Consider the following 14723-nt stretch of genomic DNA (forward strand, 5'->3'; position numbering starts at 1 on the left):
CGACGTGAACGATGTGCACGACTTCGTCGAGGCGCAGTTAAGCCAGCACCCCGATCTCGACGACCTGGACCGGATGAAAGTCCTGACGGCCCTGATCGAGCTGGGATCCAATGTGATCCAGCATGCCAACAACGGGTCGGGCGTTACCTGCACCCTTACGCTGAGCGTCGAAGACGAACAAATCCACGCTCAGTTGAGTGACAGTTCGGAAATCGGGGGCATCAAATTGGCGGCCGGCGGCATGCCGGAGGACGTTCTTGCCGAATCTGGTCGGGGGATCGCATTCATACAAGCTCTCGTCGACGACCTGCACTACACGAGAATCGGCGACCGAAACCTCTGGAGCATTTCCAAGAAACGCAGCCGTTCGGCTTCCGTCGGATAACAGACGCCGATGGCGGCCAGGCGTTGAACCGGATGGAATGACGGATGATGCACCGTTGTGGCTACCAGTGGTCGACTAAGCGAACTGCATCGCTTGGCACTACCCGAAAAGCCTTAGTGGCCTGCAGCCTCGTGCTGGCCTTGACCCCATTGAGTGGACACCTCACAAGAGAGAATGTTCACTATGGCAAGATCACGTCGGGAGTTCACTCCTGAGTACGAGACCACGCTCGGCCGCTGGGTGACCGCGTTCAAGGGCCGCAACGAGACCGGGCAGACCGAGGTCACGGAGTCTGAACGGGCCGAGTTGCTGCGGCTACGGAAAGAGAACGCGGACCTGAAGATGGACAGGGCGTTTCTGAAAAAAGCGTCCATCTTCTTCGCCCAGGAAGCATCGGATACGAACGGCAAGCGTTCGAACTGATGCTGACGGAGAAGACCAACTTCACCATCACCCGCATGGTCCGCCTCCTCGCAGTCTCCCGGTCTGGCTACTACGCCTGGATCGGCCGACCGCCCTCGTCGGCGGCGATCCGGCGGGTGCACATCGAGCAGAAAGTCGCCTTCTTCCACGGCGATTCCGACGAGGTCTACGGGGCGCCGAGAATCCTTACCGACCTCCGCGCGGACGGGGAGATCATCTCCCGCAAAACCGTCTCGGCGACCATGAGACGGCTGGGTTTGGCGGGGATCTGCCCGAAGAAATGGAAGACGACCACCATCATCGATCACGCTGACGCCTACCCGGTGGACGCGGTGAAACGGAAGTGGGACGCCGGTGCGCTGAACCAGGTCTGGGTCGGCGACATCTAATGCCGACGTCGGCATTAGATGTCGCCGACGAATTTCACTCCGGGGCGGACGGCGGCGAAGTCGCGTTTGACGAGGTCGGGCATGTTCGCGGCCGCCTCGGCATCGGCTTCAGTCGTGATGCGGAAAGGCCGTGGTTGGCAGGCCACGAGGCCGATCTGGCGCATAAGCTGCCGCACCAGCTCGGGCGAGCACTCGGTCTTCTCCGCGGCAAGGTCGGCGTGGATTCGGCGGTATCCGTAGGTGCCGTCGGACTCCTCGGAGAAGTGTTGAATGCGGGAGATTAGGGCCTCTCGGCGGGCCGCAGTCGCGGACTGCGGCCGAATTGCCCAGTGGTAGAAACCGGACGTGGAGACGGTCAGCCAGAGACACATTTTCACCACCGAATTCCGGTTGGAGGGCTCAGATTTTTGGGAGTCGATGTACTCGTACTTGCTCACTACCGCTGCTCCCGCGCGAAGTAAGCGCTGGCTTTTTTCAAGAATGCGGTCTCTGCCCGCAGCTCGTGAACTTCCCGCTCGAGTTCCTTCAGACGGGCTCGTTCCGACACGGTCAAGTCCGCTTCGGTGCCACCGTTGGCCTCGCGGTATTTGTTGAGCCAGTTCCGGAGAGTCTCGGGCCCGACGCCGTAGGCGGTGGCGACGTCCTTGATCGGTTTGGAGGTTGTGATCACCTCGCGGCACAGCTCGTCTTTGAAATCTTGGGTGAAACGCCTACGCGCTGCGGTCATGCTGATCTCTACTTTCAGTGAACCCTCATTTTAAGAGGGCACACTGTCCGAGATATCCGCGGCAGCTCAGTGCGGACCATCACGAGTCGTAGGTTGGTCTTCCAGCGGCGTCAGGCTTGCACATTTCCGCGCCATCCGACATCGTCGGTTCCTTTCGCCTCGATGAACTCCTTAAAGTCCGCGAGGTCTTTCTTGATAGCGTGGTCGTCGATACCGAGAGCAGCCCCCGCCTTCTCAAGCAGCCCTGTTGCCTCCCAATCAAGCTGAACCGTCACACGCGTCTCGTTCGCAGCCAACTTATGAAACGTGACAACGCCCGCGTGGTCGACTTGGCCGCCGGTGCTGTTCCAGGCAACACGCTCATCGGGGTGCTGCTCAGTTATCCGAGCCTCAAACGTGCGCTCCACGCCGCCGATTTTAACCGTCCACTCGGTGAGAGTGTCCGTTACTTGAGTGACGGATTCAATAAAACTCAAAAACTTTGGAAACTCCTCGAATTTAGTCCACTGGTTGTAAGCGACGGTAACGGGAACGTTGACGTCGACAGTCTCGATGGCGTTGGGCATGGTGACCTCCTAATGCAAATTCAACGGATGAAATAGTTTCTGCAGCCCCCTTCACCGTACCGAAGGCAAATCCAAGGTCAACCCGGGTAAGGAAAAACTCGCAGGAACAAGAAAGTACCTGTGCACGAAACCTCAGCAGCGTGAACAAGCAATGGGACGGGCTAAACGACGGGCGAGGGAGACTCTTCAGAATCTCTCTCGGTGCCAGGGCGAAGCGCGACCAAAATGCGCTTCAGATCGATAACGATCGCGGCCGTGGGGCTGAGCGATGTCGCCCCGGCACCCAACTCTTGCATGCCGCGCAGAATCGCCTCGACTGCCACTACGGCAGCATCAAAGGGTGCGCTATCACGCGGGCCGTCGTCCGTGGCACGCAAAGTATCCGCGACCGCGTGCAGGGCATCGCTCAGAACCGGCCGCAGCTCGGGCGGCAGCACAAGAGGAATCGGTTTACCCCAGATCATGCCCGCAAAAACCTCAGTCAGGTTGCGCACGTGAAAAGTGACGTTCTCCAGAGCCGCGAGGTCCTCATAATCGACAACAAGATTTCTGCGGTTAAACCGAGCGCGAGGGTTACCCTTACGACTCTCGTCGGCGTATTGCACAGCTGACCTGACATCTCGGGCCGCGTCGGTAAGTGCGTTGCCTCTGGTCGCCCAGAGTTCACGCTCCGGAGGCCAACTCTCGACCAAGGCCACGCCGATATCGCTGAGGTGCGTGGCGAGGGTGCCTCGAAAACTAGTCAACCGCTCGACAGCCGTGCCGATAGCAAGAGGCGGCAAAATTAGCAGGTTGACCAAAAGTCCCACCACTATTCCCAGACCCACTTGGGTGAGATAACCGGCCGAGTAATCATCGGCTTCCGGGCCGCCGATGATGAGAACGAAAAGAGCAGTCAGGGGTACTTGTTCGCCGCCGACACCAAGCCATCGCATTCCTCCGATAAGAGAGCCGAGGCCGATGACCAGCGAAATCGTCCACACGCTGGGCTCGCTCAGGAGGAGCACGGCCCCAGCGAGGGCGATTCCGACGGCCAGCCCGGCGAGGGTTTGTAAAGCGCTGCGGAGCGAATGCATAAGTGTGGGGTGCATGCTCAAAAGTGCGCCCAGCGGCGCGTAGTACCGCAATTCCTGAGCGTCCCCAGGGAGAAAAGGGGACAGCGTCCAGGCAATCGCCACAGCAACAGCAATCTTGGTGACCTGGAGGAATCGCGGAGGTTGAAGACGACGGACCAGCGCCAGCCGTGACGGGTTCCACGGGAAAATCGTTCTCGGCATCGTCTACGTCTCTTCCGCGGCAACGGAGAGTTGAAATCCGCTCGCCCCGCAGGTTAAGCGCGAATGCTGGCGAGGCGCTGGGAAACATCCGACAAGAAAACCACTCCCGCAGTAGCCGGTCCGGAGCTCAGAATTTTCGAAAAGGATGTCCACCTCCGTTCACGCCGTGTCCGACAACGCGCCGGCGATATCGAATCAATGCGGATCTTGCTCGCGGAACGCGCCTCAGCCAACAAGGCACGCACCGCGAGCATCAATCAGATCCACGGACTGCTGGTCAGCGCGCCCGAGGCAACCCGACAGGATTTTCGTCGCTTTGACGGCGACAAACTGGCGGTCACTCTCGCACGCACACGTCCGGCGCCGGGGACCACTCCGGAGCTGATAGCTCGAGCATCCGCGAAACGGCTCACGCAACGCCACCACGCGCTAACGGCAGACATTGCCCATATCGTCATGCAGCCCTCAGACAACGAAGAGCGTCAGTGGATCCTTCACGCCGAAACCGTTCCGGAGCTCCGCCACGCCCCGAAACAGCTACTCGATCCGCAGTCTCAAGTGAAAAGGCTCACGCCACCTGGACCAACCAACAGCCCCACAACGATGAGCACAATACCCCAGAGAATTTGGCGTCGAAATAGCGCGAAAATGCCTGCAATAACGAGGATTACCGCAATGATCCAGAGAATTGTTGCCATGGTGCTGCTCCATTTCATTCAGCGCCGACGGGCCGTACACCCATGGCGGTTTTCGATCTGTTGAACGTACCCCCTGCTCGGTCTCTGACCACTGTGTTTTATCCAGAATGTCGTGGAGGTGAGACGCCGTCATCATGTGTTCGCGGCTATGCGAAACAACCAAGAGAACCCAAGCACGGTCACGACCCCCGAGGGAATGCCCCTATTGATGTCGAGAGACTTTTTGTTCCGCCTTGGGTTGTTGAGTTTTGTCGTCGAGCCATGCGCTAAAGGCGACTTCCCGATTGGTGTCAGCACGTTCGGGCACTCGCGTCTATTGCCAGCAAAAAACACCAGCGAACAGGAACCTCCCCCTTAACGCCGCCATATAAATTCGAAAACCCCATCTGTCGGCTCTGACTGCTTGACTATCACCATGGACGCCGCATCATTTTCTCCTACTGGATACAACGCCGATTTCCTCCAGATCCCTCTGCCATTCCCGGCTCCTCTCGCCGGAACCCTGATTCGTGAACTCCCGTATACACATTTCACCGTGCTTCTCGATCCCGCGCGGCGCCTCGCAATCGCGACCGGCGTCAACATCGATGGGGATCACCTCGTTACCGTTGACCGAGGCGACGACTGGCACCTCGACTCGCGGATACCGCTCTACGAACAGGCCGGGGAGGCCGTCTACGCCAGAAACGACCTCGACCGCGGACACCTCGTCCGGCGCCGGGACCCGGTCTGGGGCGATACAACAACAGCCCGGCGAGCAAATTACGATACCTTCGCCTACACCAACGCCGCCCCCCAAGCCGGAACCTTTAACCAATCGAAACAACTCTGGCTCGGCCTCGAGGACCACGTCCTCACCTACGCACGCACTAACGGTAACCGCATCAGCGTCTTCACCGCCCCCGTGCTCTCAGCCCAGGATCCGACATACCGCGGCGTGAAGATCCCGCAAGCATTCTGGAAGATCGCAGCATGGACAACGACTGCGGACGGCTCCACTGTTCTGCACGCTGCCGGATTCGTCCTCGACCAAAGCCCACAATTAGAAGACATCGACCTCGACACGGTCCGCGCTCGATCCCTCCTCGACGGTAATCCCCCGCCGCTTGGACCGTACCGCACCTACCAAGTACCCATCGTCGACATCATCGACCTCACCGGGCTCAACCTGACCGCCCTGTCCGAAGCAGACGTCTCCGCCACGGCCCCCGCGATCCGAGAAGACACCGACCCTCGAACGCGCTGGGTCGAACTGACCGACACCGCAGGAATCCACCTCTAACCACACCGAATCGTCTACAGCCCGCTCAATCCCCGGCGCGAAGGTAGACATAGACGGTTTCGCGGCTGATCCCGAACTCTCGAGCAAGCACCGACTTCGGCACGCCAGCGGCAGCCTTCTCGCGCAGCTCGACCGCGCGAGCAATGTCGAGCGACGGGGTACGACCACGATAGACGCCACGCTTCTTGGCGAGAGCAATGCCCTCGCCTTGACGCTCCCGAATCAAAGACCGCTCAAACTCAGCAAACGCCCCCATAACGCTCAAGAGCAGGTTCGCCATCGCGTTGTCATCGCCCGTGAAAGAGAGCTGCTCTTTCACGAACTCAACCCGAACCTTCTTCGCCGTGAGTCGGCGCACGATCAAACGGAGGTCATCCAAGTTGCGGGCCAGACGATCCATGGAATGCACGAGAACGGTATCGCCATCTCGGACGAACTTGATCATCTCTTCCAGCTCGGGCCTTTTCTGGTCCTTCCCCGACGCCTTGTCCTCGAACACCCGGTCGACGTCGACGCCAGCAAGCTGACGAATGGTGTTCTGATCGAGAGTGCTAACTCGCACATATCCAACTCGTTGACCCGTCATGTGACTTTTTCCCCTGTTCCGTCAAGTTAAACTCTAAAACCCGGTCGTGAGGGGTGTCCACCAATCAGAATTTGACCCTATCCTGACAATTTTTGACAAACGCTTCTGACGCCTAGTTGGGGTACACCCCAGGTGGACACGTCTGCTGGGACCTTTGACGCTAGGTGAACCTGCCCGCGTCAACGCCTTATCTGCGCGCAGTAAACGAGGGCGATAAGCAACAGGCGGGCCACTCTACACAGCTGGACCACGACTCCTAATTCGGACCGCTCCCCCGCTGCGCCGCCCGTGCGCCCGCGGGGCGCATCTGTGACGGGGCGCCCCTGCAGGGCGGGACCACTTCCTGACGTGTCAGGCGCGAGGTGCAGAAAGCGTCATCGTTATGCCGGTATTTTGTCGAGCTGTTCTGTGCACTGGGGACACGATGGAAGACTTTCGTGATCCTGCCTCGGCACGAAGAACGCCCCGCAGAGTGCGCGCACCCCCGTGCCCTCGATGGTGCTCCCGGCTAGGTGCTTCGTGTGTGTGTAATGTGCCTGCTGCCCCGGTTGAGACTGTGCGAGTTCCCCACTTGCCGTGATGGTCTCCAGTAATTGAACACGCCGCTGCCAGGCACCCGGATCAGCAATATTGGTGAATTCACTCTCGAGCCTGTCCCATCCCTGCTCGGGCGGCGAGAGCGAGATAAGGGCCCTCAACGTGAGTTGCCATTCGAGGTCTGATCCTTTGAACTGCGCTTCGGTCTCCACCGTCAGCTGAATCTCATCAGCTTCGTAGTCAGAGTCACGCACAGGAGTCACTTCGATTGTCAGCTCTGCCAAGATGCCCTTCGCTGCGAGTGGATGGGACACAACCAGTCGCGCAGAACCACCGCCGGCTACCGTACGGAGCGTGCCGAGCATGTCACGCTGCACCGATAATTCCCACTCGGTCAGAAGCCTTGCCGATGTCTCTTGCTTCAGCAGACGGAGATCTTCGTTGCTGGGTAGCCAGTCGCTCGTGCTGCCCGCAGCTTCGGCACGTTCAATCTCAACGTAGAAGTCATCAAAGGCCTTGTGGTTGTTCTTCGCGAGTCCGGCGACTACGAGCCAGCTGACACCGGTTTTGGGGTCACACCAAACTCCTCCACGCCACTGCGAAATCTTGATCTCGCGAAGATGCAGGAGGGTGCTACCCCTGATTCGACCCTCATCCGAATCTTCGCTTGGGTCGGTACCGATCGACTCAGCTGCTTTGAGGATGAGCGGGTGATCTAGCTCACTCAGTGGGTGCAATTGCATTAATTGACCATCAGCAAGCACCCGCCGCGGAAAGGGCGAAGCCCATCCGGAAGTCAAATCGTCGCGCAGCACTCGGAGTGTGGGACGAGCTCGACGACTATGCACAAAATCATTCTGCCCTACCGGAGGTGTCCGGGCCGCGGATAATCGCTCTAGAGCAGATCGGCGAGTTCGTCGATGGCGCCCGTACGAGTTTTCTGCTGAGTGGCGAAGCGTTCCGCAAGCTCGCGTCTGTCACGCTGACGCTGGGTTTCAAAAAAGATGATGTCGCGGATACGAATACGGCGATCACGTCCAACATGATGGGACACAATCTCACCTCGATCTAAGAGTTTGTATAAGTAAGTACGGCTAATCCCGAGGCGTGTCGCTGCTTGGTTCGGAGTGAGAGCAGCTGCCTCATCAAGAATCACAAGTTCAGCGCCGTCACGTAGGCAGCGCTGGAGGCTAAGAATGACGTCACGGAGTTCAGGGCCTGCTTCCGTGGCCGCAAAACGCTCAAGTGCGTCGAGTTGATCTGCCGGGATCCCTGAAATCTGAATAGTCTGCATAATGCCCACCTACGGCATCTCTCACTAACTGAAGTGTCACAGATGATTTATCTGTCATAGGTGACACTACCACTTGAGCGCTCGGTGTCAAACGTCGAGCGAACACGACATCACGCAGATTATTTCATCCTTTGCGTCCCACTCAGCCATCCCAGCGGGAGCGGGCCGACCCCCGTCGCAGGGAGTCGATTATCTCGTCCTGGTCTCTCAGCTTGAGTCTGAATCCGCCAAGTTCGATCGCATAGCGAGCCAGTAGCCCGAAGGGCGCGCAGCATTCGGGAACTCGCGGCATTGCCTGCCTGGCGCGGCAGTGGAACGCATTCAGGCCTCAGCGCCCAGGTAGACGTAGACAGTTTCGCGGCTGATTCCGAAGTCGCGCGCGAGAGCAACTTCCGGCACGCCAACGGCGGCCTTCTCCCTCAGTTCTGCAGGCCGGCCGCATCAAGAGACAGAGTGCGGCTTCGGTACACCCCAGCTATGCACTCTGCTCTCCCGATACTGTTTGATTTCGGCAACGGGTTTTGAGCACACTGACCCGGCAGAACCCTGCGGGAACCTGATCAGCATCCCGACCTGCTCCATAACGATCGTTTCTCGGCTCCTGCAACGATCCGGGCGGATCTATCGATCCAACACCACCTCTGAAATTTTCCATAAGGACTGAAGAGATTCTCGGCCCCATTTAGCGGGTCACATCGTATCCGGCCTGCACTCGGTACGTGGATCCCTATGACTGACGGGCTGAACGAGGGCCGTCTGCCGCAACCGGTATGGTCGCGATATGGATGACACTCAGCCCTCGCCTTACCCCACGTCTCGTTACACAGCGGCCGAATTGAAACTGACTGTGGAAGAACGCCTGGCGCAGACCATCGCAGGGGCGGCAGGGCGCAGCCTGCGGATCGTCGACGCGACTTTCACCGCGTCCCCATCAGTGTGGTTCGACGAAGACAAAGTCTCTCTGGATGACGTCTTGGACCTCGCGCACGCCATGGAAGCGCCCTTTATCTCTGTCGAGCCACTTGTCTTCAATCTGGAGGAATTTCTCGAGGACGATGAGGACGATGATGCGGTCGACCTTGCTGCGTTGCCGAAAAAGCTTCAGGCACTGAACACCCACAACGGCGCACTCAGCGGACTGTTCATCCGCTGGGTCCATGACGGGTCCGTATACCTTTACATGATTGAAGCTAGCTGGTTCACCACAGCATCCGACCTCCGCAACACTTGGCGCGCAAAAGAAGAAGATGACCGGGGCGACAACCTGACAGCCCGCCTCGCTCGCGCAGCGGAACTCACCGAAGAGCTTGAAAAGATGGAGGCTTTTCGTCGAACCCCACCGAGGACACGCAAAATGAAAGCTGCGAAGCTAATTGCCCCACTCCGCCAGCCCTCCGACGACGACACCCTCATCAACCACGCTATCCGCGTCGCAGCAGAAAACGCCGCGCTCAACAGCCAGCTGAAGTTCCAGGAGATCTCCGAGAACCTCACCGAAGTCGCGACCGACCTAGCCGCGACAGAGCGGTGGAAGAATGCACACCAAGCGCCCGCAAAACTATCCGTGGCTCGGGATTTCCTCATCCAATTATCCGGGGGCTACTCCCCCACCGAGGCATTCGCCAAGGAGCTCCGAGATACCGCCAGGAACTCGCAGCCGGTCATGCTCCTCGGACGCCGCGGATAGCCGCGACGCCATCGGAACCGTCGACACCAGCATCCTCACGGGGGTGATTCCCGTTCCCGAACTCACTGCGGCATTATCAAAAACACTGACCTGCACGGTGTCGAGAAACTCCACAGAGATACTGGACGTGGCTCTGGCGCGGGCTGACTCAAAATTCCACCGACACCTTTCGAGGTTGTCTTTGAGTGGATCTGTCCGCCGCACCAGAGCTGCTAATGCCGCTTGATCGGGGCGACATGACTTGATAGCAGCCTAGCCACCAGCCTCACCTCTGTGCTGTCTGCCTTCCCGACCCACGGCGATATCCCTTCAACGTGGAAACGGGAACGAAGTCATGACAGTTGCAATTCTTGAAGCGCCACAAATCGCCATCGCGGTCCCGGCGTCAAACATTATCTTCGCCGGGGTCGACACCCACAAAGACACCCACCATCTTGTAGTGAGTATTGCCGGTGCAGGGTTTATTAGTACGGTCATAGCACTCGTCCAGCAACGAGCCAACGCAAATGCGGATCAACGAGCTGAACCGACCGCCGCGTATATCCAACTACTCGCCGCCATCACCGATGTTCGCGAAATCCAACCCAACAAGGAATCAGCCGGACTTCTCGCACAAACGGACACGAGCATGATCGTATTCGCCCATGTGCTGACGGAGTCTCGGACGGCAGAGCAGTTTCGTCAAAACCCGCAGGCGTGCGTCGATCGCGTTTCGCGACTGCTCAATGGGACCAAGGAGCAGTTCCTTGTAAACGGGCTTCAATATGACCTGGTCGCAGATAAGCGTCCTGAACATGAGCGCTGGTATCCGCTCACTCTCCTGGAGCAAGAGGATCTTCACGGGTACGTCGGCCAGGCGGAAACATCGTCGCGGACGAGGACGGCACCGCGGTCGACTTCGGAGCGAAGTCGCCGTACGCTCACGTCGTCGATTCGAAACACGTCGAAAGGAAATTCGCGCTCGATCTCCTGCATCGGGAGGACGTCAAGGCCTTCGTCAAGCTGCCGTCGAGCTTCACCGTGCCAACGCCATTCGGGAAATACGACCCTGACTGGGCCGGCATGGTCGAGCTACCCGACGGTGGTCGCTACACCGGGTTCGAAACCAAGGGCACGACCAACACAGCACTTCTTGGTGGGTTCCAAGAGCCGAGGACGATCGCAGGCCAGCTGGACTTCACGACCGTGGCTGAGCGCCTCGGGCTGACGGACCTGAAGTACGCCGTCGTCACCGACATGTCCGACGCCGACGGTGTGCTCGACGACGCTATTTCGGCGTGATGTTGGGCGAGTGTCAGCACACAACTTCCACTTAGGGAGCATCTGCACGGCGGCAATTCACCCGCCGAGAAGGCCGACGTGGGCGACCGTTACTCAGACGTTGCGGTGCGTCGTGTGTGCACCGCGCCGTAGGGTCATAGCCAATCGGACTGTCTGAGGCCCATGTTTTACTAGCTTCATGGGACCGAACGAGACGCCTCTCAGCGACCAGAGCCAGCACCGGACGGTGCGCGCCGACACCCTTAAGCAGGTTGAGCCTGATCGCGGGGGCGCGTTTGTTCTGCGTCCCTATAGCCTCACCGACGCTGAGCTGGGTGGACTGCCGGCAGTCCTAGCTAGCGCCCCCACCCCGGTACGCGCGTGGGTGAGGTACCCGGCCACCGCCGACCAGGTGCATGGCTTAGCCCTGGCGTGGACTCCACGGGCTGTGTACGTCGAATGGGAGGGCAGCGGCATTCACCGCACATGGGTGTGGGCCTCAGCCGTCGAGAGCGCAACAGCAAGCCAGAGCGCCACCAGCAATATTCCTCCCCAGCGGCACCAGGTGAACGTGGTGACCATTCGGGACACAGAACCGCTCGTCGCACTCATCAACGCTCAACTGGCTCACAGCGGCGCCGAGTTCGTAACGTCCATGGCGCAGCCGGCCGGGCCATTCGGCGCGGTTGTGTTTGGATCCATTGACGACCACGCCGTGCCCTTAGAGTTCTTCATCGAGCCGGCGTCCAATATGTGCGCAGTGCACTTATTCGACATGACCGCGAAAAAGGTGTTTGCTGAGCGGGTAGCGGCACCGACTTTTGAGAAAGCCATCGAGGGTTATCCCTGGGCTGCAGCGATCGACATGCTTGGCAACACCTGACCACAAGCAGGAATCCAGCTCAGGAACCCGTTCCTCATCGCCGCAGCCTCGAAGAGTCATTTTCACTCCGTGATCTGCTGGGTCTTCTACGTTGCCCGGGTGAGCTCTGGCCCGTCTCCTTGTGCGGAGAGGGGTGAGACCCGAACGATTTCGAGTGCTGCCGCGACGGGTAGCGCCGCTTGTACGGCTGCGTCGACGAAGTGTTGGTCGCCGATCAGCTCGGGGTTCAGCCAGTCATCCCACCAGTCCTTCGGGAGCGGCACAGGGTTCCGGTCGTGAATGTGGAGGAGCTCGTCAATGGCGCTCGAGGTGAGGATGGTGGCAGTGAGAGTCCAGAGGGTCGGATCGTCGTCAGCTTTCGAGTGATCTTTCCACCAGGAATACAAGCCGGCGAAGGCCAGGAGCTCATCATCGGGGTGGTGGATGTAGAACGGGGTCTTCTTCTTCGTGGTGGGGTCGGTCTGCCACTCGTAATAGCCCGTCGCCGGCACGAGGGCGCGGTGCGTTTTGATGGGGCCGCGCCACGTCGCCTTATCAGTGATGCCTTCTGCCCTGGCATTGAATGTCGGGAACTTGGTTTTGAGTTCTTTCGACCAGGACGGAGTGAGGGACCACCGTGCCGGCTCCAGCCGGCGTACGGCTTCATCACCGCCTGCAGTAGAACGGATCACGACGGGGACCGTTTCGGTTGGCTTGATATTCCAGCTGGGCTGCCAGTCGTGCAAGTCTCCCCCGGTCGCGTCGAAGACGCTAAAGAGTTCGCTGGTTGTATTTGAGACAACAAGTCTGCCGCACATGCTGCGACGTTACAGCCAGTCAACCGCTGCTGCCCAGCCCCCGTGCAATGCACTCCCGTGTTTTGCAGGCCACGAAGCCAGTTCGGCGCGTCCCTGCGAGAGCATTGCCGCGGATAGGGGCGATCATCTCCGGGTATTTCACTCTAGGAATCTGGGCCGCGCGCTGGGACAAACTGTCGGGAAAGTGGACGGCCAGAGGCGTTGATTGTGGGGCGCTGTCCTGCGCGGGCTTAGGCGTCGAGGGCTCTGCTCTGTGCCAAGACGGCGATGAGGTCTGCGAGTCGATTGGGGATGGGTTGTGGCAGGGGGGGGGGGGTGTGCTTTCCGAGGTTGGTGGCGGCGCATGCCACTCCTCTGTAGAGATGAGCTTCGACTACAAAACCGACAGTGACTATCAGGCCAATGAACGGCGCAAGGGCCGATCCGAGGAGCTCGCCCTCATCATCCCTGGCCTCTCCGCCGAAGAAATCGCCCGCGCCGTCGAGCGCTGGTGCTCCATGCTCGGTTCGCAGACGTCGATGGACGGCATCGATCGAGGAACAGTCGTGGATTTCCGGACCGGTCTAGGTCCAGACTTCGCCGGGGGTCACCAGATAACTTCGTAGCGTTAGGTCTCCACCTATGTCCGTAATACTGACAGCAGTCATCGGATATTCGGCGACCTCATAAGCCACTTCTTCTACGGTCGAAACGCCCGGACCGACGGTGCCTCCACGATGAGGCCCGCGAGCTGGGCGTCATCGTCGCTGCCGCTGTCGCTACCGCTACCGCTACCGCTACCGCTACCGCTACCGAGGAGCAGGGGCATGAATCGGGTCAGGGCAGCGAAACCGCCGGCTTGGTCGGGGTACACGCCGAGCGACACGAGGTGTGTGCTCCCGTTTGAGGTGGTGAGCTCGACGCAGGGGTAGTGCTCTTCCGGTGCGATTCCCTCGCGGACAGCGTCTGCGAAGGTGTTGCTGTCGAGCTGTTCTTCGATCGAGACGACGTGGTCGAGGTTGATCCATACGTCGTCGGCGCCGATGATAGGCCGGGAGCGGTCGTGTCCGTAGGTGGTGACGGCCAGTTTGAGAAAACGCATGATGGTCCTTTCGCGACGGGGTGGCCTTGACGCTACTTCGCGGAAGGCGGCGGCCGCCGGCAATCAGGGCGATCTGTGGATAACGTCGCGCGGTTGGGGGTGTGTGAGGGGGATGTTCCCCCTCACCGGGTGAGACCGTCGACGGGGGCGGTCTCACCCGATTTAGTGGCTGGTGTTGTCGAGGGCGGCGAGGGCGATTTCCAGTGCACGGTCGTAGCTAATTCCGGCGGGTCGGATCGAGCCGGGCACGAATCGTTGCGACTTGGGCAGTCGAAGCGTCCCGGAGTATCCGTCGGGCGCGTCGTGCAGTGGCCCATAGCTGGGGTGCAGGAGCAACCACTGGCTGAAGGGCTGGTCGGCGTCGTGGAGGACGGCGGCACGAAACTTGGCGGTCGGGTTGAGGCACAGCGTCCAGAAGCGATCGGCTTGTCCTCGGGCCGTGAGGCGTTCACTCACCGGGCGGGGCGTCACGCCCTGAGGCGGCATCCGCTTTGCGGTCGTGGCGTGCGCATACGGGCGGAGCCGGGAATCGTCGCGTGTGGGAAAGTCGTTCAGGGCTGCTTGGGCGGCCCGTGCAGCTCGTCGTGCGGCGCGGTGTGCGACGGTGTCGTCGCCGTGGGTTCGAGACCACTCGCTGGCTTCGATGACGCAGCAGATGAGGTTCCAGTCGTAGCTGTAGAAGCGGATGAGGGCGTCTTTGTCGCGCTGGCTTTTGCCGGTGCCGAGGGGCGCGTATCGGGCGAAGAATGCGTTTGCTGCTTTACGGTCGGCTGCTATGTCATCGCTGGTGCGTTCGGGACGGGTGGTGACGGGGAATTGGGGCATGATTCTCTCCGCTCAACTGATTTTTT

Annotated in this window: 17 protein-coding genes and 1 pseudogene; 8 read left to right on the forward strand and 10 right to left on the reverse strand. The window is 59.8% G+C overall.

The window, feature by feature from the left end; genetic code table 11:
• Window positions 1-4: 4 nt before the first annotated feature.
• From CXY74_RS02255 to CXY74_RS02265, 3 genes are all read left to right on the forward strand, one after another.
• The gene (locus CXY74_RS02255; protein ID WP_233193173.1) at window positions 5-385 is read left to right on the forward strand and encodes an ATP-binding protein; all 381 of its coding nucleotides are present in this window, start codon (window positions 5-7) and stop codon (window positions 383-385) included.
• Window positions 386-568: 183 nt separating this feature from the next.
• Window positions 569-808, forward strand: a complete 240-nt coding sequence (locus CXY74_RS02260; protein WP_199183124.1) for a hypothetical protein — start codon at window positions 569-571, stop codon at window positions 806-808.
• Entirely contained in the window at window positions 808-1197 is a 390-nt protein-coding gene (locus CXY74_RS02265; RefSeq protein WP_104198934.1) for an IS3 family transposase, read from the forward strand. Before CXY74_RS02260 ends, CXY74_RS02265 begins: the two co-directional genes overlap by 1 nt.
• A gap of 17 nt (window positions 1198-1214) precedes the next feature.
• Here CXY74_RS02265 and CXY74_RS02270 read toward each other — a convergent pair.
• The 4 genes and pseudogenes from CXY74_RS02270 to CXY74_RS17660 all read right to left on the reverse strand — a co-directional run.
• Window positions 1215-1924, reverse strand: a pseudogene (locus CXY74_RS02270) (IS3 family transposase); the annotation flags it as partial.
• Between the two features lie 110 nt (window positions 1925-2034).
• Window positions 2035-2490: an SRPBCC family protein gene (locus CXY74_RS02275; RefSeq protein ID WP_104198935.1), complete on the reverse strand. Its 456-nt coding sequence runs from the start codon at window positions 2488-2490 to the stop codon at window positions 2035-2037.
• Window positions 2491-2651: 161 nt separating this feature from the next.
• The gene (locus tag CXY74_RS02280; RefSeq protein ID WP_104198936.1) at window positions 2652-3767 is read right to left on the reverse strand and encodes an aromatic acid exporter family protein; all 1116 of its coding nucleotides are present in this window, start codon (window positions 3765-3767) and stop codon (window positions 2652-2654) included.
• A gap of 554 nt (window positions 3768-4321) precedes the next feature.
• Complete coding sequence (locus CXY74_RS17660) at window positions 4322-4465, reverse strand: GPGG-motif small membrane protein (protein WP_166786221.1); 144 nt, start codon at window positions 4463-4465, stop codon at window positions 4322-4324.
• Window positions 4466-4880: 415 nt separating this feature from the next.
• Here CXY74_RS17660 and CXY74_RS02285 point away from each other — a divergent pair, with 415 nt between their 5' ends.
• On the forward strand, window positions 4881-5747 hold the full coding sequence (locus CXY74_RS02285; RefSeq protein ID WP_104198937.1) for a DNA/RNA non-specific endonuclease: 867 nt from the start codon (window positions 4881-4883) through the stop codon (window positions 5745-5747).
• Between the two features lie 25 nt (window positions 5748-5772).
• On the opposite strand, the gene CXY74_RS02290 is transcribed toward CXY74_RS02285, so the two are convergent.
• From CXY74_RS02290 to CXY74_RS02300, 3 genes are all read right to left on the reverse strand, one after another.
• Entirely contained in the window at window positions 5773-6333 is a 561-nt protein-coding gene (locus CXY74_RS02290) for a recombinase family protein (protein WP_104198938.1), read from the reverse strand.
• Between the two features lie 380 nt (window positions 6334-6713).
• Window positions 6714-7685 (reverse strand): DUF3039 domain-containing protein, encoded by a 972-nt coding sequence (locus CXY74_RS02295; RefSeq protein ID WP_146070030.1) that lies wholly within the window; start codon window positions 7683-7685, stop codon window positions 6714-6716.
• A gap of 80 nt (window positions 7686-7765) precedes the next feature.
• On the reverse strand, window positions 7766-8164 hold the full coding sequence (locus tag CXY74_RS02300) for a helix-turn-helix domain-containing protein (protein ID WP_104198940.1): 399 nt from the start codon (window positions 8162-8164) through the stop codon (window positions 7766-7768).
• Window positions 8165-8945: 781 nt separating this feature from the next.
• On the opposite strand from CXY74_RS02300, the gene CXY74_RS02305 reads away from it, so the two are divergent.
• From CXY74_RS02305 to CXY74_RS02320, 3 genes are all read left to right on the forward strand, one after another.
• Window positions 8946-9851: a hypothetical protein gene (locus CXY74_RS02305; protein WP_146070031.1), complete on the forward strand. Its 906-nt coding sequence runs from the start codon at window positions 8946-8948 to the stop codon at window positions 9849-9851.
• A gap of 864 nt (window positions 9852-10715) precedes the next feature.
• Window positions 10716-11132, forward strand: a complete 417-nt coding sequence (locus CXY74_RS02315) for a hypothetical protein (protein ID WP_255409510.1) — start codon at window positions 10716-10718, stop codon at window positions 11130-11132.
• A gap of 178 nt (window positions 11133-11310) precedes the next feature.
• Window positions 11311-11994 carry a hypothetical protein gene (locus tag CXY74_RS02320; RefSeq protein ID WP_104198944.1) on the forward strand — a complete coding sequence of 228 codons (684 nt, stop codon included), beginning with the start codon at window positions 11311-11313 and terminating at the stop codon, window positions 11992-11994.
• Window positions 11995-12080: 86 nt separating this feature from the next.
• On the opposite strand, the gene CXY74_RS02325 is transcribed toward CXY74_RS02320, so the two are convergent.
• The gene (locus CXY74_RS02325) at window positions 12081-12791 is read right to left on the reverse strand and encodes an SOS response-associated peptidase (RefSeq protein WP_104198945.1); all 711 of its coding nucleotides are present in this window, start codon (window positions 12789-12791) and stop codon (window positions 12081-12083) included.
• A gap of 362 nt (window positions 12792-13153) precedes the next feature.
• Here CXY74_RS02325 and CXY74_RS17245 point away from each other — a divergent pair, with 362 nt between their 5' ends.
• Window positions 13154-13396, forward strand: a complete 243-nt coding sequence (locus tag CXY74_RS17245; RefSeq protein ID WP_146070033.1) for a hypothetical protein — start codon at window positions 13154-13156, stop codon at window positions 13394-13396.
• A 74-nt stretch (window positions 13397-13470) separates the two neighbouring features.
• Here the strand turns inward: CXY74_RS17245 and CXY74_RS02335 are convergent, their stop codons facing one another.
• Both CXY74_RS02335 and CXY74_RS02340 read right to left on the reverse strand, forming a co-directional pair.
• Window positions 13471-13872, reverse strand: coding sequence for a hypothetical protein (locus tag CXY74_RS02335; protein ID WP_104198947.1), 402 nt, complete (start codon window positions 13870-13872; stop codon window positions 13471-13473).
• Between the two features lie 162 nt (window positions 13873-14034).
• Window positions 14035-14697, reverse strand: coding sequence for a hypothetical protein (locus tag CXY74_RS02340; protein WP_104198948.1), 663 nt, complete (start codon window positions 14695-14697; stop codon window positions 14035-14037).
• Between the last annotated feature and the right edge of the window lie 26 nt (window positions 14698-14723).

This window comes from Cryobacterium sp. Y29 (assembly GCF_002929825.1).
Lineage (GTDB): Bacteria > Actinomycetota > Actinomycetes > Actinomycetales > Microbacteriaceae > Cryobacterium.